The sequence below is a fragment of the Pseudomonas sp. RG1 genome (genome assembly GCF_025910115.1).
GTDB lineage: Bacteria > Pseudomonadota > Gammaproteobacteria > Pseudomonadales > Pseudomonadaceae > Aquipseudomonas > Aquipseudomonas atacamensis.
The window spans coordinates 182590-202306 of the sequence record NZ_JAPCIK010000006.1 but is presented as its reverse complement, the minus strand read 5'-3'; the positions used below and the strand labels follow the sequence as shown (position 1 = coordinate 202306).

At 61.5% G+C, this 19717-nt stretch carries 9 protein-coding genes; 6 read left to right on the top strand and 3 right to left on the bottom strand.

Annotated features, from left to right (window positions below; genetic code table 11):
* Nucleotides 1–32 precede the first annotated feature (32 nt).
* From nagA to OK411_RS05940, 5 genes are all read left to right on the top strand, one after another.
* Nucleotides 33–1139 carry an N-acetylglucosamine-6-phosphate deacetylase gene (nagA, locus tag OK411_RS05960; protein WP_264364569.1) on the top strand — a complete coding sequence of 369 codons (1107 nt, stop codon included), beginning with the start codon at nt 33–35 and terminating at the stop codon, nt 1137–1139.
* On the top strand, nt 1120–2142 hold the full coding sequence (locus tag OK411_RS05955) for an SIS domain-containing protein (RefSeq protein ID WP_217879375.1): 1023 nt from the start codon (nt 1120–1122) through the stop codon (nt 2140–2142). Before nagA ends, OK411_RS05955 begins: the two co-directional genes overlap by 20 nt.
* A gap of 34 nt (nt 2143–2176) precedes the next feature.
* Nucleotides 2177–4690, top strand: coding sequence for a phosphoenolpyruvate--protein phosphotransferase (gene ptsP / locus OK411_RS05950; protein ID WP_264364568.1), 2514 nt, complete (start codon nt 2177–2179; stop codon nt 4688–4690).
* 23 nt (nt 4691–4713) lie between these two features.
* Entirely contained in the window at nt 4714–6429 is a 1716-nt protein-coding gene (nagE, locus tag OK411_RS05945) for an N-acetylglucosamine-specific PTS transporter subunit IIBC (protein ID WP_264364567.1), read from the top strand.
* Nucleotides 6430–6558: 129 nt separating this feature from the next.
* Nucleotides 6559–12276: a membrane-targeted effector domain-containing toxin gene (locus OK411_RS05940; RefSeq protein ID WP_264364566.1), complete on the top strand. Its 5718-nt coding sequence runs from the start codon at nt 6559–6561 to the stop codon at nt 12274–12276.
* 62 nt (nt 12277–12338) lie between these two features.
* Here OK411_RS05940 and OK411_RS05935 read toward each other — a convergent pair whose 3' ends face one another.
* The 3 genes from OK411_RS05935 to purL form a co-directional block, all read right to left on the bottom strand.
* Complete coding sequence (locus OK411_RS05935; protein WP_136491999.1) at nt 12339–12692, bottom strand: DUF6124 family protein; 354 nt, start codon at nt 12690–12692, stop codon at nt 12339–12341.
* 963 nt (nt 12693–13655) lie between these two features.
* Nucleotides 13656–13967, bottom strand: a complete 312-nt coding sequence (locus OK411_RS05930; RefSeq protein ID WP_016771558.1) for a YqfO family protein — start codon at nt 13965–13967, stop codon at nt 13656–13658.
* Nucleotides 13968–13972: 5 nt separating this feature from the next.
* Nucleotides 13973–17869, bottom strand: a complete 3897-nt coding sequence (gene purL / locus OK411_RS05925) for a phosphoribosylformylglycinamidine synthase (RefSeq protein WP_024011705.1) — start codon at nt 17867–17869, stop codon at nt 13973–13975.
* A gap of 285 nt (nt 17870–18154) precedes the next feature.
* Between purL and mltF the strand changes: the two genes are divergently transcribed.
* Nucleotides 18155–19615: a membrane-bound lytic murein transglycosylase MltF gene (mltF, locus tag OK411_RS05920; protein ID WP_264364565.1), complete on the top strand. Its 1461-nt coding sequence runs from the start codon at nt 18155–18157 to the stop codon at nt 19613–19615.
* Nucleotides 19616–19717 lie beyond the last annotated feature (102 nt).

The following is a 19717-nucleotide window of genomic DNA, read 5'->3' as shown; positions in this document are numbered from 1 at the left end:
GTCGCTGAGAGCGGCCCCAAGCGAGAACGAAAATGTCCGAAGACAACATCCTCACCGCCAGCGGCTGGGTTCGCGGCCGGCTGATTCACGAACACGGCAAGATCGTGTCGATCGAAGGCGTGCCCTGCGATCCGGCGGCTAACGATCTGCCCTATCTGCTGCCGGGTTTCATCGACCTGCATGTGCACGGCGGCGGTGGCAAAGACATTATGGAAGGCGCCGAAGCCTTCGAAACCATCAGCAAAACCCATGTGCGTTTCGGCACCACCTCGCTGTTGGCCACGACCATGACTGCGCCGAGCGCGGAGATCTCAAATGTCCTGAAAGAGGTAGGACAATTCTGTGAACAGCGTCCGAAAGGCGCCGCGCGTGTTCTCGGCGTGCACCTTGAAGGCCCGTACATCAACCCGGGAAAACTCGGCGCTCAACCGAACTTCGCCCACACCGCATTGATGGCAGAAGTCGAAGAATATCTGGCGCTGGCGCCGATCCGCGTCATCACCATCGCCCCGGAAATCGCCGGTCACGATGCATTGATTCGCGAGCTGAGCAGCCGTGGCATCCGCATGCAGATTGGCCACACCCTCGGCAGCTACGAGGAAGGCGTCGCTGCGCTGGCTGCCGGCGCCAACAGTTTCACCCACCTCTATAACGCCATGAGCCCGCTGCATCACCGCGAGCCGGGCATCGTCGGCGCAGCCCTGGCCCACGCCAAATACGCCGAGCTGATTCCCGATCTGTTGCACGTGCATCCCGGCGCCATCCGCGTGGCCCTGCGTTCGATCCCGTGTCTGTATTGCGTCACCGATTCGACCGCCGCCGCCGGCATGCCCGACGGTGAATACAAGCTTGGCAGCCACACCGTGACCAAATGCCTGGGCGGCGTGCGTCTGCCCGACGGCACGCTCGCCGGCAGCACACTGACCATGGATCAGGCCCTGCGCAATCTGGTCAAGATCGGTTTGCCGATCGCCGAAGCCTCGCAGCGTCTGTCGCAATTTCCCGCCGACTACCTCGGCATTACCGAACGCGGGCGCCTTGCCCCCGGCGCCTGGGCCGACTGCGTGCGGCTCGATCGCTCACTCACACTGACCGCCGTCATGGTCGAAGGAGAAGACATTGACTTCAAAAATGCTTGAAGAGGCGCTGTCCTCGTTCGAGGCCGTGCAAGCCCAACTGCAACAGCTCGACGCGCCGATGATCGAGATCGCCGGGCGCCTGCGCCGGCAGCCGCCGCAAGTGGCGATGACCGTCGCCCGTGGCAGCTCCGACCACGCGGCGAGCTACTTCGCCTACCTGACCATGCAGCAACTGGGCGTGCCGGTGGCCTCGTTGCCGATGTCGGTGGTGACCATGCAGCAGGCGCCGCTGAAAGTCAGCGGTCAGGTCGCCTTTGCGTTTTCGCAGTCGGGGCAGAGCCCGGATCTGGTCAACAGCCTGCGTCTGTTGCGCAAGCGTGGCGCGCTGAGCGTGTCGATGGTCAACGCTGCCGATTCGCCACTGGAGGCGGCTTGTGAATTCAGCCTGCCGCTGCTCGCCGGCACGGAAAGCAGTGTCGCTGCGACCAAAAGCTTTATCGCCACCCTCAGCGCCAGCGCGCGTTTGATCGCGCACTGGAAAGAGGACAGCGAATTGCTGCAAGCCCACGACGCGCTGCCAGCAGGCCTGCGCGAAGCGGCGAAACAGGACTGGAGCGTGGCCATCGAAGCCCTGCGCGATTGCGAGCGCCTGATGGTGATCGGCCGTGGCGCCGGTTTCGCGATTGCTCAGGAAGCCGCGCTGAAGTTCAAGGAAACCTCGGCGATTCAGGCCGAAGCGTTCAGCAGTGCCGAAGTCCGTCACGGCCCGATGGCACTGATCGACGAACACTATCCGCTGCTGGTTTTCGCCCCACGCGGCGCCGAGCAGGCCGGCCTGCTGAGCCTGGCGGCGGAAATGCGCCAGCGCGGCGCCCGGGTCTTGCTCGCCGCGCCGGATGACGTCAGCGAACGCGACCTGACCCTGAGCCGCGCCGAACACCCGGCCCTCGACCCGATTCTGGCGATCCAGAGCTTCTACGTGATGGCCGCAGGCCTGGCCGTGGCGCGGGGCATGGACCCGGATCAGCCGCGCCATTTGAGCAAAGTGACCCGCACGCATTAAGTCCGACTGACTGCACACCTGATGAGACCCAGCCATGCCCGACAACAATAAAGAGCTGACCCTCAGCGCCCCGCTCAGCGGCCCGGTACTGACGCTCGCCAACGTCCCGGACGCGGTGTTCGCCAGTGGCGCGATGGGCGACGGCATCGCCATCGACCCGCTCAACGACACGCTGTATTCGCCCTGCGCCGGCGTGGTCATCCACGTTGCGCGCAGCAGCCACGCGGTGACCGTTCGCGCCGACAACGGTGCGGAAATCCTCCTGCATTTGGGCCTCGACACCGTTGAATTGAACGGCGAAGGTTTCGCCATGCTGGTCAAGGAAAGCGATCGCGTCAGCCTCGGTCAGCCGCTGCTGCGCTATGACCTGGACAAGGTCGGCCAGCACTGCAAAAGCCTGGTCAGCCTGTTGATCCTGACCAACAGCGCGGATTTTCAGGTACGGCCGATCACCCTCAAAACAGTGAAAGTCGGCGAGCCGCTGCTGCACATCATCGCGCGCAATGTTGTCGCGGCGAATACCGATACAAGCGGCGGGCCTGAGGTTCGTGGTCAAGTGCAGGTCGCTCATCGCGGCGGCTTGCATGCGCGCCCCGCTGCGTTGATCCGCCAGACCGCCCAGGGGTTCAGCAGCCACTCACAACTGCATTTCAACGGCAAATCGGCGCCGTGCAACAGTCTGATCGGTTTGATGGGCCTGGCGATCGGTGAGCAGGATGAAGTGCAGGTCAGCTGTCAGGGACCGGACGCCGATGCCGCGCTGCAAGCCTTGCTCAGCGCATTGGCCACGGCGCTGCCGGACGATCATCACGCGCAAGCGCCGGTCAGCACTGCGGCGCCGAAACGCCCGGCCGAGGCAGGTGTGTTGCATGGTGTTTGCGCCGCGCCAGGGCTGGTCGCCGGGCCGTTGTTTCGCTTGAACGCGATAACTCTACCGGCGGATGCGGGCCATCACGATCCAGTGCAACAGCAGCAGACGCTTGAAACGGCATTGAACGCGGTGCGCAGCGAAATCGCCGCCACCCTCGCCCAGGCGAAAAAGCACAAGAACGCCGACGAAGAAGCGATCTTCGCTGCACACATGGCGCTGCTCGAAGACCCGGCCCTGCTCGACGCCGCGCAGCAATTCATCGCACAAGGCACCGCTGCGACGCACGCCTGGAGTCAGTCGATCGACACCCAGTGCGACATGCTCCAAGGCACCGGCAGTCCGCTGCTGGCCGAACGTGCCAACGATTTGCGCGACCTCAAGCAACGCGTCCTGCGCGCCCTGCTTGGCGAGGCCTGGCAATACCAGGTGCCGGCCGGCGCCATTGTTGCCGCCCACGAACTGACGCCATCGGATCTGCTGCAACTCAGCGCGCAAGGTGTCGCCGGGTTGTGCATGGCCGAGGGCGGCGCGACCTCGCACGTAGCGATTCTGGCGCGCGGCAAAGGTCTGCCGTGCATCGTCGCTTTGGGCGCGCAATTGCTAGAGCAACCGCAAGATCAGGCCGTGGTGCTCGACGCTGACGGCGGGCGCCTCGAATTGACGCCAAACGCCGAGCGCCTGAGCGAAGTGCAACAGGCACAAATCGAGCGCCGGCAGCGCCGCGACAGCCAACAGGCCAAAGCCCATTTACCCGCTGAAACCTGCAATGGCGTGCATATCGAAGTCGTCGCCAACGTCGCCTCAAGCAACGAAGCGGTAGACGCTTTTGCCAACGGTGCCGATGGCGTCGGCCTGTTGCGCACCGAGTTTCTCTTCGTTGATCGCCAGACGGCACCGGACGTCGAAGAACAGCGCAGCGCCTATCAAGCGGTGATCGATGCCATGGGCGACAAGTCAGTGATCATCCGCACCATCGACGTCGGCGGCGACAAGCAACTCGACTACCTGCCACTGCCCGCCGAGGCCAACCCGGTGCTCGGTCTGCGCGGCATTCGGCTGGCCCAGGCGCGCCCGGAAATTCTCGATCAGCAACTGCGCGCGCTGCTGCAGGTCAAGCCGTTGTCGCGTTGCCGGATTCTGTTGCCGATGGTCACCGAGGTCGACGAGCTGCTGCACATCCGCCAGCGCGTCGATGCCTTGCGCCTTGAACTGGGCATTGCCGAGCGCCCGGAAATCGGCGTGATGATCGAAGTCCCCGCCGCCGCGCTGCAAGCCGAACAACTGGCCGAACACGCCGACTTTCTCTCGATCGGCACCAACGATCTGTCGCAATACACCCTGGCCATGGACCGCGATCACGCCGGGCTGGCGGCGCGGGTCGATGCCCTGCACCCGGCGTTGCTGCGTCTGATCGCCATGACCTGCGAAGGCGCGGCGGTGCACAAGCGCTGGGTCGGTGTCTGCGGCGCCCTCGCCTCCGACCCGTTGGCCACGCCGTTGCTGATCGGCCTCGGCGTCACCGAACTGTCGGTGAGCCCGGTGCAGATCGGTGAAATCAAGGACCGCGTGCGTCAGCTGCATGAAGCCGAATGTCAGCGCCTGAGCCGCGACTTGCTCAAGCTCTCCAGCGCCGCCGCCGTCCGCCACGCCTGTCATCAACATTGGCCTCTGCGCTAACAAAAACAAAAAGGACAAACGCCATGTACCAACTCTTCATCGAAGGCCTGCAACGCCTGGGCCGCGCGCTGATGCTGCCGATCGCGATCCTGCCGATTGCCGGCCTGCTGCTGCGCCTGGGCGACACGGACCTGTTGAACATCGCGATCATTCACGATGCCGGACAAGTGATCTTCGCCAACCTGGCGATGATCTTTGCCATCGGCATCGCCGTCGGTTTTGCCAAGGACAACAACGGCACCGCCGGCCTGGCCGGGGTGATCGGTTATCTGGTGATGATCTCCACGCTCAAGGTGCTCGACTCGACGATCAACATGGGCATGCTCGCCGGGATCGTCAGCGGCCTGATGGCCGGCGCGCTGTACAACCGGTTCAAGGACATCAAGCTGCCGGAGTATCTGGCGTTCTTCGGTGGCCGGCGTTTTGTGCCGATCGTCACCGGGTTCGCGGCGGTGGGTCTGGGCGTGCTGTTCGGCTATATCTGGCCGCCGATCCAGCAGGGCATCAACGCGTTCGGCGCGCTGATGATGGAAAGCGGCAGCATCGGCGCCTTCGTGTTCGGCGTGTTCAACCGCCTGCTGATCGTCACCGGCCTGCACCACATCCTCAACAACATGGCGTGGTTCGTCTTCGGCAACTTCACCGACCCGACCACGGGCGCCTTGGTGACCGGCGATCTGTCGCGGTATTTTGCCGGCGATCCGAAGGGCGGCCAGTTCATGACCGGCATGTTCCCGATGATGATCTTCGGCCTGCCCGCCGCCTGCCTGGCGATGTACCGCAACGCCCTGCCGGAGCGGCGCAAGGTGATGGGCGGGATCTTCCTGTCGATGGCGCTGACCTCGTTTCTCACTGGCGTCACCGAGCCAATCGAATTTGCCTTCATGTTTCTCGCGCCGCTGCTGTTCCTCCTGCACGCGCTGCTGACCGGGCTGTCGATGGCGATCACCAACGGCTTGAACATTCATCTGGGCTTCACCTTTTCCGGTGGTTTCATCGACATGATTCTCGGCTGGGGCAAGTCGACCAATGGCTGGCTGGTGGTGCCGGTCGGGCTGGCTTATGCGGTCATCTATTACCTGGTCTTCGACTTCTGTATCCGCCGCTTCAATCTGAAGACGCCGGGGCGCGAAGACGTCGCCAGCGCCGAAAAAGCCGTGCTCTCGGAAACCGAACGCGCCAGTGCGTATATCAAAGCCTTGGGCGGCGCAGAGAATCTGCTCACCGTCGGCGCGTGCACGACGCGACTGCGCCTGGAGATGGTCGACCGCAACAAGGCTTCGGACGCTGAGCTGAAAGCGTTGGGCGCGATGGCCGTGGTGCGCCCGGGCAAGGGCGGCAGTTTGCAGGTCGTGGTCGGGCCGCTTGCTGACAGCATTGCCGATGAGATTCGCTTGGCCATGCCTGCGCTGGGCCGAACAGCGTTGGTGGAAACCGCAGTGGTTGCCGATGAGCCGAAGAGCGTTGCGCTTACCCGCAACGAGGCACAGCAATGGCTGGATGCACTGGGCGGTCGCGACAATGTGCTGCAACTCGATTGCATCGCCATGACCCGCATTCGCCTGCAACTGGCCGATGCCAAGGCATTGTCCGATGCGCAGCTCAAAGCGCTCGGCTGCTTGGGTGTCAGCCAGTTGGACGGCGGCGTCTGGCATTTGCTGGTGGGGGACAAGGCCGCGAGTTTGAGCGCGGCTATCGAGACATTGCTGAGTCGCGGGGAGGTCAGCGCGCAGGTTTGATCTGCGCCGGTGGCGGGAGGGCTGGGGCGGGCGGGGAAAATCCGGCCCGCGCACGATACATGAATACCACCCTCCTCCACGCCCCGCTCGCCATGCTGGCCCTTCATCCCCAGCATGGAAATCGTGCCCATGAGCACCCCCAACGCACCCACACCCGACGAGATCAAAAACGATCTCAACCAGATCGGCCGTCTGCTCTTCAACACCGAAACCCCGCTGCTGCCCGAGCACAAACCGAGCACCGAGCAGGCTCATCTCAAACGCCTCGAAGAGCAGCTGAAAACCTATCGCGACAACTACCTGCAACGTAGCCGCACGCTCTATCAGGCGCTGGCAACCAGCGACCTGCAAAGCGAGGCAGGCAAGCAACTGATCGCCACGCTGAAGGTGCGCCTCAGCACGCAACTGATCAACATGGATCTGCGTGACCAGATCGACGGCAAACCGGCAAAAACCTTCCTTAAATACGACGCCGGTTTCACCGCGCTCGAGTACGAGGCGCAACAAGCCGTCAAGGATCGCCTGTTGCACCCGCAGGCTGGTGAACTGATGAAGAAACTGGCGCTGGGCCCGCTGTTGCGTCCGGCCATGTATGCGTTGCAGTTCACTTATCAGCAAACCACTGTCGAGCTTGCCGGGGCCTTTGTCGTTACGCAAAACGACACCCCGAAAGTCAGCGATCTGCTGACCGACCAGAGCGCGGGTTTCGTCGTGTTGTTCACGCCCGCCAGGGGCCTGGAGCTGTTCAATTCCCTGGCTGATCTCGACGCCCATCTGCTCGAGACCATGAAGCACAGCATCAGCCGTGGCGAATTGATGCAGCTGCTGCCCAGCCGCTACCACGATGTCGGTACAGCAGGAATCTGGCCATTGCAGTTGGCGCCCATCGACAGCCAACCGCTGTTCGAACACATCTACGATGCCTTGATCGAAAAACGCACCCTGGATATCGAATATGCACTGAGTTTCGCCGCTAACCCGCAGCAGGATCCCGCTCGCTTGATCGCCGAGCTGGAGCGCGCCATCGGCGCTGCGCTGCCGGATCTCACTCCGCGTCTGGCCCTTCAGGCACAAACTCTGTTCGAACGGCACCTGCGCAACAGCGCCCCGGACTGGTACCGCAGCGCCGACGCCGCCAAGCGGGCCGAACTGGCGTTGCACCTGGGCAACTACAATCACGCCCGGCAAAACCTGCTTGACCTGATGGGCCCGGCGGTCAGTCTGATGGCCGTGGCCCGCCAGCAATGGCTGGAGCGTTTGAGTGATGATCTGCAAATCGACGATCTGCAACCGGACAACCTGCAAATCACCACCGACCGGCGGGTACCGGGATACGGCGTATATGTGCACAAGCGCAACCTGCTCGAGCTGACCCTGCGCGGCCCGCACACCGGCGATGACTTGCCAGGCTCGGAGTTTCTCAGCCACACCAGGCTGACTTACAACGACCTGCCGTTATCCGACGAGTACGCGGACGTGACGCCCGCCTGGGTGATCAAGCAGGCACTGGAGCTGGAACCGCGCGTCGACTTCGCACGTTTGCAAACGCAGATGCAGGCAAGCTCCGCAATCAAACCTGCCATTGAGCAGATGCTCGATCAGCGCATCGTCGCGCTCGCCCATACCGCAGCGCTGCAAGGGCACCTGCTCGACAGCGACCTGCAAATGATCCAGCGCCTGCGCAGCGGCAGCGATTCACAGTTACGCGCCGCCACGCTGTGTTTGCACGGTGCGCAACTCCAAGACCTTTGGGTGCTGCGTCAGAACGATCAGTCCGGTGCGCTCAAACGCGTTCTGCTATGCACGCCACAGGCCCCACGCGATCGCCAGTTCGAGGCCTTTGACAGTGAGCGCGAGTGTCAGGCCCATGTGTTGTCGTGGGCCAAGCAGAGTGACGCAGCCCAAACCATGGCTGGTTACCTGGTCAGCCGCGCACCGATGCGCTTTCGTCCTGCTCTGCGCAAAGTCTTGTCGGGGCTGAGCTTCAAACCGGAAGCAGCGGAGCACCAGAAGGTGACTTTCGATCACCTCGGCAACCATCTCGATTGCCTCAAAGCGATGGCTGAACACGTGCTTGCCACACGCATCGATGATTATGATTTCAGTACACCGGTGTGGTATCGCTCGACCACTGCGGCCAATCGCCGACAACTGACGACGCTGAGCGACGACGCCGAGGGCGCACTGCTCGCATTCAATCAACATCCGCTGTCGGGCGGGCGTTTCCAGACATTTGACGCCTACGTGCACGAGCAAGCGAAGCTCAGCCTGAACCGCTTGCTCAAACGTGCGGCCAATGACGTCGATCCTGACACCGTCTGGGCCTACTCGCCAAAATCGATCGTGCCCTCATGGACACCAAAGCCGTTGACCTATACCCGGCTGTATCGCGACGGCTATGCCGACGGCGTGGGTTTTCTCGAGCAGAAATTCTCACGCTCGGCGCGCTTCAGAGGTCCGCAAGGCATCGATATCAGCAGCCTGACCGCGCAGAATGTCGCGCGCTCGGTCACAGGGGTGTGGATCGGCCAACGCTATACCGAAAAAGTCAAAAAGGAGCTGCAGAATTCCCAGAGCGAAGGCTACGCGTTCCGCCGCAACGCGACGCTGGCGATCACTCAGCGCCAGATGCAAAGCGCCGCGCTGGAATGCCAGCTGCAAGGACATATCGCCAGCAGCGACCTTCAATGGCTCCAGCAAAGCATCACCAGCATGGATCAAACGTCGGGGCAGACGCGGACGAAGTACCCGATCCACCGGTTGATGATCGACGGCGAATGGGTGATCGATACCTGGCTGTTCAGCCATGGCAGTAATCCGGTTCTGCTGTATACGCCGGACGCGCCGGACGGCGTGCGTTTTCGTGAAGCGCGCCTGTTCAATTATCTGCTGCTGCAATCGGGCATGGTCGAGTACTTCACCTCGCGCGTGGGTATCAGCGCCCAGACCCGGGTCCGCACGCACCTGGACAACATCCGCAAGAAGCTGCCCAAAGACCTCAACAAAACCACCCCCAGCCCCGCCCGCTACGACTCGATGCGACCGGCTGACGCCGTCAGCGACCTGCTGACCGCGCTCTATGACATGAAGCTGCAACGGCGGATCGACAACGTCCACGCGACCACCACCAGTCGTAGCGAAATGATCGCTGGCCTGATCTGGACGAGCGTTGAGTGGGTCGCGGCCATCGCCACCGCGCCCTTCCCGCTGTTGAGCCTGAGCACCGGCCTGTTGCTGGCCTTCAAGGACGCGATGCTCGCCCTGCATGCCTATCGTCAGGGCAACAACAACGAAGCGTTCCGGCACTTGCTCGGTTATCTGTTCAACAGTGCCGGCGCGGTGCTGACGGATCTGCGTCCGGCGCTACGGTCACTCAAGCCCGTCCGGCGCCCGTTGCGTCAGGCTGTCGCCACTGCCGGCGATGAGCAACAGAGTGCTCTGGCATTGGTCGATCAAATGGCCACTGAACCCGTCTGGGATGATATGCAAGCGGTCGCTTTCAGAGGACAGTCGTATTACGCCAGTAACAACCCGGACGCGCTGGGCCGTTATTTGCTCTACCGCCCGGATCCGAATGGCTCCGGACTGCTTTCGACCGGCATTCTGACCGTACGCAATTCCGACGGGGTGATGGTGCGCAGCGGCCTGTCCGGCGGTGCACCGAAATACGAAGCTGTGCCCGATACACCCGGTCCGCACAAAGATTATGGAGTCGCGATCGACTACCGCGAGCGCGTCGAAACGTTGCTGGTGCCGCAATCGCGCGAGGCATTGCTGCAACTGAGCGACATGGGTATCCCGCGGCAGACCATCATGGCCCGGGTGGTCGATCAGTTGAGCGATGTACGCACAGCCTATCTGGAACAGGTCGAAAAACTCACCAAAGATGCCACGCGCCATTTTGCCCGGCTCGCACCGCTGCCCGCCCGTGCCGAAGTGCCGGCGGTTGCCGCCAATACCTCATTCGCACAGTTGATCGGCAGCGATGCATTCGCCGCAAAAAACCTGGTGATCGGTGCACAACCTGGTTCGATCGCCAGCAAACAGTTATTGATCGAGCATCTCGACGTCCTCGTGGCGAACGGCTACAAGCATCTCTTTCTCGAATACCTGCCGGGTGACGTGTTTCATCTCAAACTGGAAAAGCTCAACAGGAACGGCTCCTGGTTTCATATCAACAAACACCTGAAGGCGCTCGACAAAGCCATGGGGTATGCGCCGGACGCAGCTTTTTCTTACCTGGCGCTGGTGCGCAGGGCCCGGGAAAAAGGCATGAGCATCCATGCGCTAGACGGCTCGGCCAGCTATAAGCTCGAAGGAATCATGGTGATGTCCGAAGTCTCGCCGCTGACTCCGCGAAACAACTCCATCAGAAACTTCTATTCGCACAAGGCGCTTGCCAGCGATGTGGCCGACGTCGGCGAAGAGCGCTGGATTGCCCTGACCGAACAGTCGCGCATGACCACGTTCGACAACACGCCGGGCCTGGCCGACCTGCACGAGGCCGTAGCCATACGTGTTGAAGACATCGACCTGTACCAACCGGCACGCATAAGCAGGGATACACCCGGCGCCATCGCCGGCGATGCGACTGCGCAGGGTGATTTCCTGGTACAGATGCCGAGCACCTACAAGGCACCTCTACCCGTCTCCAGGCCGCCCGCCGCAGCTAGCGCCGTTGATCACTTCAGCGATTTCGATGTGGCTTTGCCGCTGCGTGACGATATTGCTGAAATGTTGCATAAGCCCTACTCCATGGACTCGAATTACACCCCGACGATCTCCAGTGAAAGAACGGCCTACGAGGCTTTCATCGCTCAGCGCAAGCTCCTGGAAAAAACCGCCAGAGACGCTTTCACCGACTACGTCCCTCCCGATGCGCCGATCCTGCCGGTGCTCACCTCCGACTGCACATTCGAGGCTTTTCTGCGGCAGCTGGCCGACGGACGCTTGAATCTGCTGATCGGCGAAGCCCATGCCGATGTAGCGAGCAAAGCGCTGCTGAAAAAGCACATGAAAGCGCTCAAGAAAGCAGGCTATGACACGTTGTATGTCGAGCACCTGTTCACCGATCTGCACCAGGCCGATCTCGACATCTTTTTGCGAACCCAACGTATGCCGGACAGGCTGAAGGCGTACCTGCATCGTCAGGACCGAGGGCACATGATGGCTTACGGTGGGAGCGATACCTACACGAAGCTCTACCAGGCAGCAGCCAAATACAATATCCGCATCAGAGCGATCGATTGCACAGCGTCCTACCACCTCAAGGGCCTGCATGACAAAGCAGTCTCGCGAAACGAGATGTTCAGCTATTTTGCAACCCAAGTGATCGAGGCTGATCAACTGGCCAACGGCCCGCATAAATGGGTGGCCCTCATCGGCAGTGCGCACACCAATTACAACCTCGGCGTGCCAGGTCTGGCCGATACACTTTCAGCCGTCAGCCTGCACGTGCGCGACACCGCCCCTGAGCTGGCCAGGGATATTCATCGCGGCACATGGGAATTTGTCAGCGGCCAGCACGAGGCCAACGTGAGGGCCTTGAGCAGCGACTTTGTGATGGAGGTGGCCGTCCCCGGCACGAAAAAACCTGCTGCGCCTCCCTCTGTCAGTCGCAGCAGACTGACTCGACAGGGCCAATTCCTGATCGAAAATGCAGATACCCGCAAAGCCAGTGTGGTGCATAGATCCAGGTCCGGCGAGATCGTTGAGACGCCGATTCAGATCAACGACAAAGGTCTGTTCTTCATTGATCGCTGGGAGAAAAAAGATCAGAGCTTCAAATACCTGCGAACCTTGGTCGACATGCTTGTAACGGACGTCAAGCTGACACAGGTGACGTGACATCCACGCGATTGCACGTCGTGGAAAACCACCGGGCTCGACGGCCCGGTGGTTTTTTACGCCTACGGATCAACCCGATCCAGCGCACGGTTCACCGCCAGCTCAGCGAGCATGATGATCTGCTGAATCGCCAGCGCCGTATTGCGCTGCGGTCGCCCCAACTGATCGGCGAAATCACTGGCCAGGGTGTTGGCTGAAGCGAGTGACTCACAGGCGTGGGCCAGCAGGGTTTCGGTGTCGACGTCGGGCTGGATGAGGAACATGGTGCCGGGCGGGCGCGCCTTGCTCGGCTGTGGGCACAGGTAAAAATCCAGAGCGCGCTTGATCGCTTCGCGGTTTTTCGCGAGGTCGTCGGCGCGGATGGTTTGTTCGAGGGGGGTGGGTTCGTATGGTGGATCGGGAACGATTTTATCCACAATGCTTCTCCTGCTGATGCTGATGGGCAGCCATCGATCGCCGGATCTCACGCGGCGAATAGGTGGCAGCTATGTGCGAGGTGAGATCCACCGGAGCAGGCAACCGGCCAGACCGAAGTCTGCCCGCACACAGCCGCCATAAAGCAGGCAGCAGATTGAGCTGGCGCCAATTATCGTGGTGCTGGCGCCAGTTGCAAGCTATCCGGGGATCTCACTCCCGATCGCTGATTCGCAGCGACGGGAAAAGACTAGAGATCGCACGTCCGACGGACAACCTGAAAACCTTGTGGGAAGGTTCAGGTCATCGGGTACCGGATTTAAACAATCTCAAGTTCTCGAGAGCATGGATGGGCCTCATCGCGAGCAGGCTCACTCCTACAGTTGTGATCGGATCATTCAGTGAGAAACGGGTCGGCTGACAGGCCGCCTTCGCGAGCAAGCTCGCTCCCACAAAAGCAAAAGCAAAGCATCGCAGCTGCCCGCGGCGAAGCCGCCCCACTCAACAATGAGCACAAGCTCGAGTGCTCTTGATCTTGATCCACCGGCGACGTCGGAAGGCTGAGTGGAGGGATTGATCCGGGCGTGGGAGCGCAGCGACCGTCTGGCGCAGCCAGACACAGCGGAAGGAGGTGCAGCGAAGCAAACCGTAGCCGCTGCGCCCGGATCAGTCCCGCAGCGAAGGAACCCGAGCCTGCGAGGGCCGAACGTAGGAGCAAGCGTTTTTTTGCTTACTTTTTTTAGGCGTTTGTAAAAAAAGTGAGTCGCCGTAAGGGCGAAACCGCCAGCCGCAACACCCGAAGAAACGGATATTCACTGAATCAGCCAGCATGCTCGCCTGTAAGGCCGACTTCGCGAGCAGGCTCGCTCCCACAGTGAAAATGCGCCCGGACAAAAATCAGCGGCAACAAAAAACCCGCAGACAATCACTCATCTGCGGGTTTCCCGTTCAAGCAGCCAAGAAGATCAGAAATCCTCCAGCCGCCACACCTCATAAGCCGGCGTCTCATACGGATGACTGAGCTTCAACGCCGCCACAACAGCCACAATCAACTCATCCGCAACGACAAGCTCAACCTTCCATTCCTCAACCCGCTCGACCTGCCCCGCCTGACCGATAAACGGCTGACTGCCGTCCAACGGTCGAAACTGGCCCAGGCCAAGCACCTGCCACGCACAGTGGTCATAGTCACCGATCCGCCCACCACCGGCAGCGAACACAGCCCCTTTGACCACCTCGACATGACTGTCAGGAACAAAAAACGCCAACTTGTACACGACGATCAGTTAACCCACACGCGAGCGTTACGGAACATACGCATCCACGGCGCGTCTTCGTTCCAATCTTCCGAACGCCACGAGTTCTGCACCGCACGGAACACACGCTCCGGGTGCGGCATCATGATCGTCACACGGCCGTCACGGCTGGTGAGGCCGGTGATCCCGCGCGGCGAGCCGTTCGGGTTGGCCGGATAGGCTTCGGTGACCTTGCCGTGGTTGTCGACAAAACGCATCGCCACGCAACCGGACAGATCGGCTTCCAGCAGTGCTTCTTCGCTGGCGAATTCGGCGTGTCCTTCACCGTGGGCGATAGCGATCGGCATGCGCGAACCGGCCATGCCCTGCAGGAAGATCGAGTTCGATTCCTGGATCTGCACCATCGCCACCCGCGCTTCGAACTGCTCGGAGCGGTTGCGCACGAAGTGCGGCCAGAACTCGCTGCCAGGAATCAGCTCGTGCAGGTTGGACATCATCTGGCAACCGTTGCACACGCCCAGCGTGAAGCTGTCGTTACGTTCGAAGAAGCCCTGGAACGCATCGCGGGCGCGGCTGTTGAACAGCGCCGATTTGGCCCAGCCTTCACCGGCGCCGAGCACGTCGCCGTAGGAGAAACCGCCGCAGGCCACCAGGCCTTTGAACTCGTTGAGGTCGACACGACCGGCGAGGATGTCGCTCATGTGCACGTCGATCGCGCTGAAACCGGCGCGGTCGAACGCGGCGGCCATTTCCACCTGACCGTTGACGCCCTGCTCACGCAGCACGGCAACCTGTGGGCGGATGCCTTTCTTGATGTAAGGCGCGGCGATGTCCTGATTGACGTCGTAGCTGAGCTTGACGCTCAGGCCCGGGTTGTCTTCTTCCAGCAGCGCGTCGAATTCCTGCTCGGCGCAGTCGGCGTTGTCGCGCAGACGCTGGATCTGGTAGCTGGTCTCGGCCCACTGACGTTGCAGCAGACGACGCTGGCCTTCGAACACGGTGTCACCGTTGAAGGTGATGTTGATCTGGCCATTGTTGATCGGCTGACCGATCACCGACACGCAGTCGCCCAGGCCGGCGGCGCTGAATTGCGCGAGGATGTCCGGGGTGGCGTCCTGACGAACCTGGATCACTGCGCCGAGCTCTTCGTTGAACAGGATCGCGGCGATTTCCGAAGCGGATTCGGCAACGCTGTCCAGGTTCAGGCTCAGACCGCAGTGGCCGGCGAAGGCCATTTCCACCACGGAGGTCAGCAGACCACCGTCGGAACGGTCGTGGTAAGCCAGCAGGTGACCGTCGGCGTTGAGGCCCTGGATCACCGCGAAGAAGGCTTTAAGGTCTTCGGCGTCATCGACGTCCGGCGCATGCTTGCCGAGCTTGCCGTGGACTTGCGCGAGGATCGATGCACCCATGCGGTTCTGCCCGCGACCGAGGTCGATCAGGATCAGGTCGGTGGTGCCCTTGTCCATGCGCAGTTCCGGAGTCAGGGTCTGACGGATGTCAGCCACTGGCGCGAAACCGGTAACGATCAGCGACATCGGCGAGGTGACGGTCTTGTCTTCGCCGTTGTCGTTCCAGCGCGTGGCCATGGACATCGAGTCCTTGCCCACCGGAATGGTGATGCCCAGCTCAGGGCACAGCTCCATGCCGACCGCTTTCACGGTGTCATACAAACGCGCGTCTTCGCCCGGGTGACCGGCCGCCGACATCCAGTTCGCCGACAGTTTGATGTCGGAGAGCTTGTTGATCCGCGAGGCGGCAATGTTGGTGATGGTTTCGCCGATAGCCATGCGGCCCGATGCGGGCGCGTCCAGCAGAGCCAGCGGAGTACGCTCGCCCATCGCCATCGCTTCACCGGTGTAGACGTCGAAACTGGTGGCGGTGACGGCAACGTCGGCCACCGGCACTTGCCACGGGCCGACCATCTGGTCACGGGCAACGAGGCCAGTGATGGTGCGGTCGCCGATGGTGATCAGGAAGCTTTTGCTGGCCACGGCCGGGTGATGCAGAACGCGTTCGATGGACTCGCTGATGTCGAGGTTCGACGGATCGAAGTCATCGCCCAGCTCGGCTTCGCGAACCACCGAACGGTGCATGCGCGGCGCCTTGCCCAGCAACACTTCCAGCGGCATGTCCACCGGGTTGTTGCCGAAGTGGCTGTCGGTCACGGTCAGTTGCGGTTCGGCAGTGGCTTCACCAACGACGGCAAACGGGCAACGCTCGCGTTCGCAGATCGCCTGGAAGCGCTCGAAGTCTTCCGGGCCGACTGCCAGCACGTAACGTTCCTGGGATTCGTTCGACCAGATTTCGTGCGGGGCCATGCCCGGCTCGTCATTCGGGATGTTGCGCAGTTCGAAACGGCCACCACGGTCGCCGTCGTTGACCAGTTCCGGGAAGGCGTTGGACAGACCGCCCGCGCCGACGTCGTGGATGAAGCTGATCGGGTTCTTGTCACCCAGCTGCCAGCAACGGTCGATGACTTCCTGGCAACGACGCTCCATTTCAGGGTTTTCACGCTGCACGGAAGCAAAATCCAGATCCGCCGAGCTGGTGCCGGTGGCCATCGACGAAGCCGCGCCGCCACCGAGACCGATCAACATCGCCGGGCCGCCGAGCACGATCAGCTTGGAGCCGACGACGATCTCGCCTTTTTTGACGTGTTCTTCACGGATGTTGCCCATGCCGCCAGCGAGCATGATCGGCTTGTGATAACCGCGCACTTCGTCACCGTGCGGAGTGGTGATCGACTGTTCGAAGGTACGGAAGTAGCCGGTCAGCGCCGGACGACCGAATTCGTTGTTGAACGCAGCGCCGCCGAGCGGGCCTTCGATCATGATGTCCAGCGCGGTGACGATGCGCTCAGGCTTGCCGTACGGCACTTCCCAAGGCTGCTCGAAGCCCGGGATCTGCAGGTTCGATACGGTGAAACCGGTCAGGCCAGCCTTTGGCTTGGCGCCGCGACCGGTTGCACCTTCGTCACGGATCTCGCCACCGGAACCGGTCGATGCGCCCGGGAACGGGGCAATCGCGGTCGGGTGGTTGTGGGTTTCAACCTTCATCAGAATGTGCACCGGCTCCTGCACCGCGCCGTACTGGCGGGTTTCAGGGTTCGGGAAGAAGCGGCCGGCGACGTTGCCGACGATCACCGAAGCGTTGTCCTTGTAAGCGGACAGCACGCCTTCGCTGTGCATCTGATAGGTGTTCTTGATCATGCCGAACAGGCTTTTTTCCTGGCTCTGGCCGTCAATGTCCCAACTGGCGTTGAAGATCTTGTGGCGGCAGTGCTCGGAGTTGGCCTGGGCGAACATCATCAATTCGATGTCGTGCGGGTTGCGCTTGAGACCGTTGAAGGCGTTGACCAGATAGTCGATCTCGTCTTCGGCCAGGGCCAGGCCCAGCTCGGTGTTGGCCTTTTCCAGCGCGGCGCGGCCGCCACCGAGGATGTCGATGGCGGTCAGCGGCTTCGGCTCGGCGTGGCTGAACAGACCGGCGGCCTGCTCGAGGTTGGCCAGCACGATCTGGGTCATGCGGTCATGCAGCGCGTCCGAGATCAGTTGGGCTTCGGCTTCGCTGAACTGCCCTGCAACATAGAAGGCGATACCGCGTTCCAGGCGCTGGATCTTGCTCAGGCCGCAGTTGCGGGCGATGTCGCTGGCCTTGCTCGACCACGGCGAGATGGTGCCGAAACGCGGCAACACCAGAAACAGACGGCCGGTAGGCTCTTGAACCGGAACACTTGGGCCGTACTTCAGAAGGCGCGCTAGCACCTGCTGTTCGTCGCCGGTCAGGACGCCGGTGACTTCGGCGAAGTGAGCGAATTCAGCATACAGGCCACTGACAGCTGGAACCTTCTGGCTCAGTTGCTCAAGGAGTTTGCTGTGGCGAAAGGCAGAAAGGGCAGGAGCGCCGCGCAGGATCAACATCTTCGGGACAGCCTCGGGAAGGGGTGTGCTTTGAGGCCGTGCATTCTAGCCTAAACCGACCTCAACATCACCCGAAACGCTACGCACGGTTGCACTCGGGTAGCAATCTGTGTTTCTGCCTTCGGGGTCAGGTAAATCGAGCGTTTCAGCATGGCTTATTTTTACTGTAACAAAATGCCCTGAAGGCCCGTATTCAAGGGATTTCGTTCGATTTTGTGATCGCTAGCAGACTAGTCCTACGCTGTCGAGATATGGCGCCCGTGGCCGTTTGCGTATACTGCGCAGATGTTTTTCCCAACGGCTTTGCGTCCGCGATACGCCAAATGGCTGATCGCAACCGGACTCTTCCTGATACTCGGTGGCTGTGTTGATAAACCCAACACACTCGAGCGCGTAAAGGAGGACGGTGTGCTGCGCGTGGTTACCCGCAACAGCCCCGCCACCTACTTTCAGGATCGCAGCGGTGAAACCGGCTTCGAATACGAGCTGGTGAAGCGCTTCGCCGACGATTTGGGCGTCGAGTTGAAGATCGAGACGGCCGACAATCTCGATGACCTGTTCAACCAGGTCGGCAAGCCGAACGGCCCGGTACTCGCGGCCGCCGGTCTGGTGAGCAGCGACGAGCGCAAGAAGCAGGTGCGGTTCTCCCACTCCTACCTCGAAGTCACCCCGCAGATCATCTACCGCAACGGCCAGTCGCGCCCCACCGATCCGGCGGATCTGGTCGGCAAGAAGATCACCGTGCTCAAGGGCAGCACCCACGCCGAGCAACTGGCCGCGCTGAAACAGAAATATCCCGGCATCGAATACGAAGAATCCGACGCGGTTGAAGTGGTCGATCTGCTGCGCATGGTTGATGAAGGCCAGATCGACCTGACCCTGGTCGACTCCAACGAAGTGGCGATGAATCAGGTGTACTTCACCAACATCCGCGTGGCCTTCGACCTCGGCGACGCGCGCAGTCAGAGCTGGGCGGTGGGCCCGGGCGAAGACAACAGCCTGCTCAATGAAATCAACGCCTATCTGGACAAGGTGCAGAAGAACGGCACCCTGCAACGCCTGAAAGATCGCTATTACGGCCACGTCGATGTGCTTGGCTACATGGGCGCCACCACCTTCGCCCAGCACTTGCAGCAGCGTCTGCCGAAATACGAACAGCACTTCAAGAATTACGCGAAGAAAGAGAAAGTCGACTGGCGCCTGCTGGCCGCCATCGGTTATCAGGAATCCCTGTGGCAGCCGACGGTGACCTCGAAAACCGGCGTACGCGGCTTGATGATGCTGACCCAGAACACCGCGCAGGCGATGGGCGTATCGAACCGCCTCGACCCCAAGCAGAGCATCATGGGCGGCGCCAAGTACCTGGCTTATATGAAGGATCAGTTGGACGACTCGATCCAGGAACCGGATCGCACCTGGTTCGCCCTGGCGGCGTACAACGTCGGCAGCGGCCATCTGGATGACGCGCGCAAACTGGCGGCGAAGGAAGGCTTGAACCCGGACAAGTGGCTGGACGTGAAAAAGATCCTGCCGCGTCTGTCGCAGAAACAGTGGTACAGCAAGACCCGATACGGTTACGCCCGCGGTGGCGAACCGGTGCATTTTGTGGCGAACATTCGTCGCTACTACGACATCCTGACCTGGGTGACCCAGCCGCAGCTTGAAGGCGATCAGGTGGCCGAGGGCAACCTGCATGTGCCGGCGATCGACAAGTCGAAACCGGCGCAAGAACCTGCCCCGCTTTAACCCACACCTCAAATCCAACTGTGGGAGCGAGCCTGCTCGCGAAAGCGTCGTGTCAGTCGACATAATCTTTGACTGATACATCGTTTTCGCGAGCAGGCTCGC

Excerpts from the sequence above, each read along its gene's own strand:
- nagA (WP_264364569.1), top strand. The coding sequence starts at position 33 with ATGTCCGAAGACAACATCCTCACCGCCAGCGGCTGGGTTCGCGGCCGG.
- ptsP (WP_264364568.1), top strand. The coding sequence starts at position 2,177 with ATGCCCGACAACAATAAAGAGCTGACCCTCAGCGCCCCGCTCAGCGGC.
- nagE (WP_264364567.1), top strand. The coding sequence starts at position 4,714 with ATGTACCAACTCTTCATCGAAGGCCTGCAACGCCTGGGCCGCGCGCTG.
- OK411_RS05940 (WP_264364566.1), top strand. The coding sequence starts at position 6,559 with ATGAGCACCCCCAACGCACCCACACCCGACGAGATCAAAAACGATCTC.
- purL (WP_024011705.1), bottom strand. The coding sequence starts at position 17,869 with ATGTTGATCCTGCGCGGCGCTCCTGCCCTTTCTGCCTTTCGCCACAGC.
- mltF (WP_264364565.1), top strand. The coding sequence starts at position 18,155 with ATGTTTTTCCCAACGGCTTTGCGTCCGCGATACGCCAAATGGCTGATC.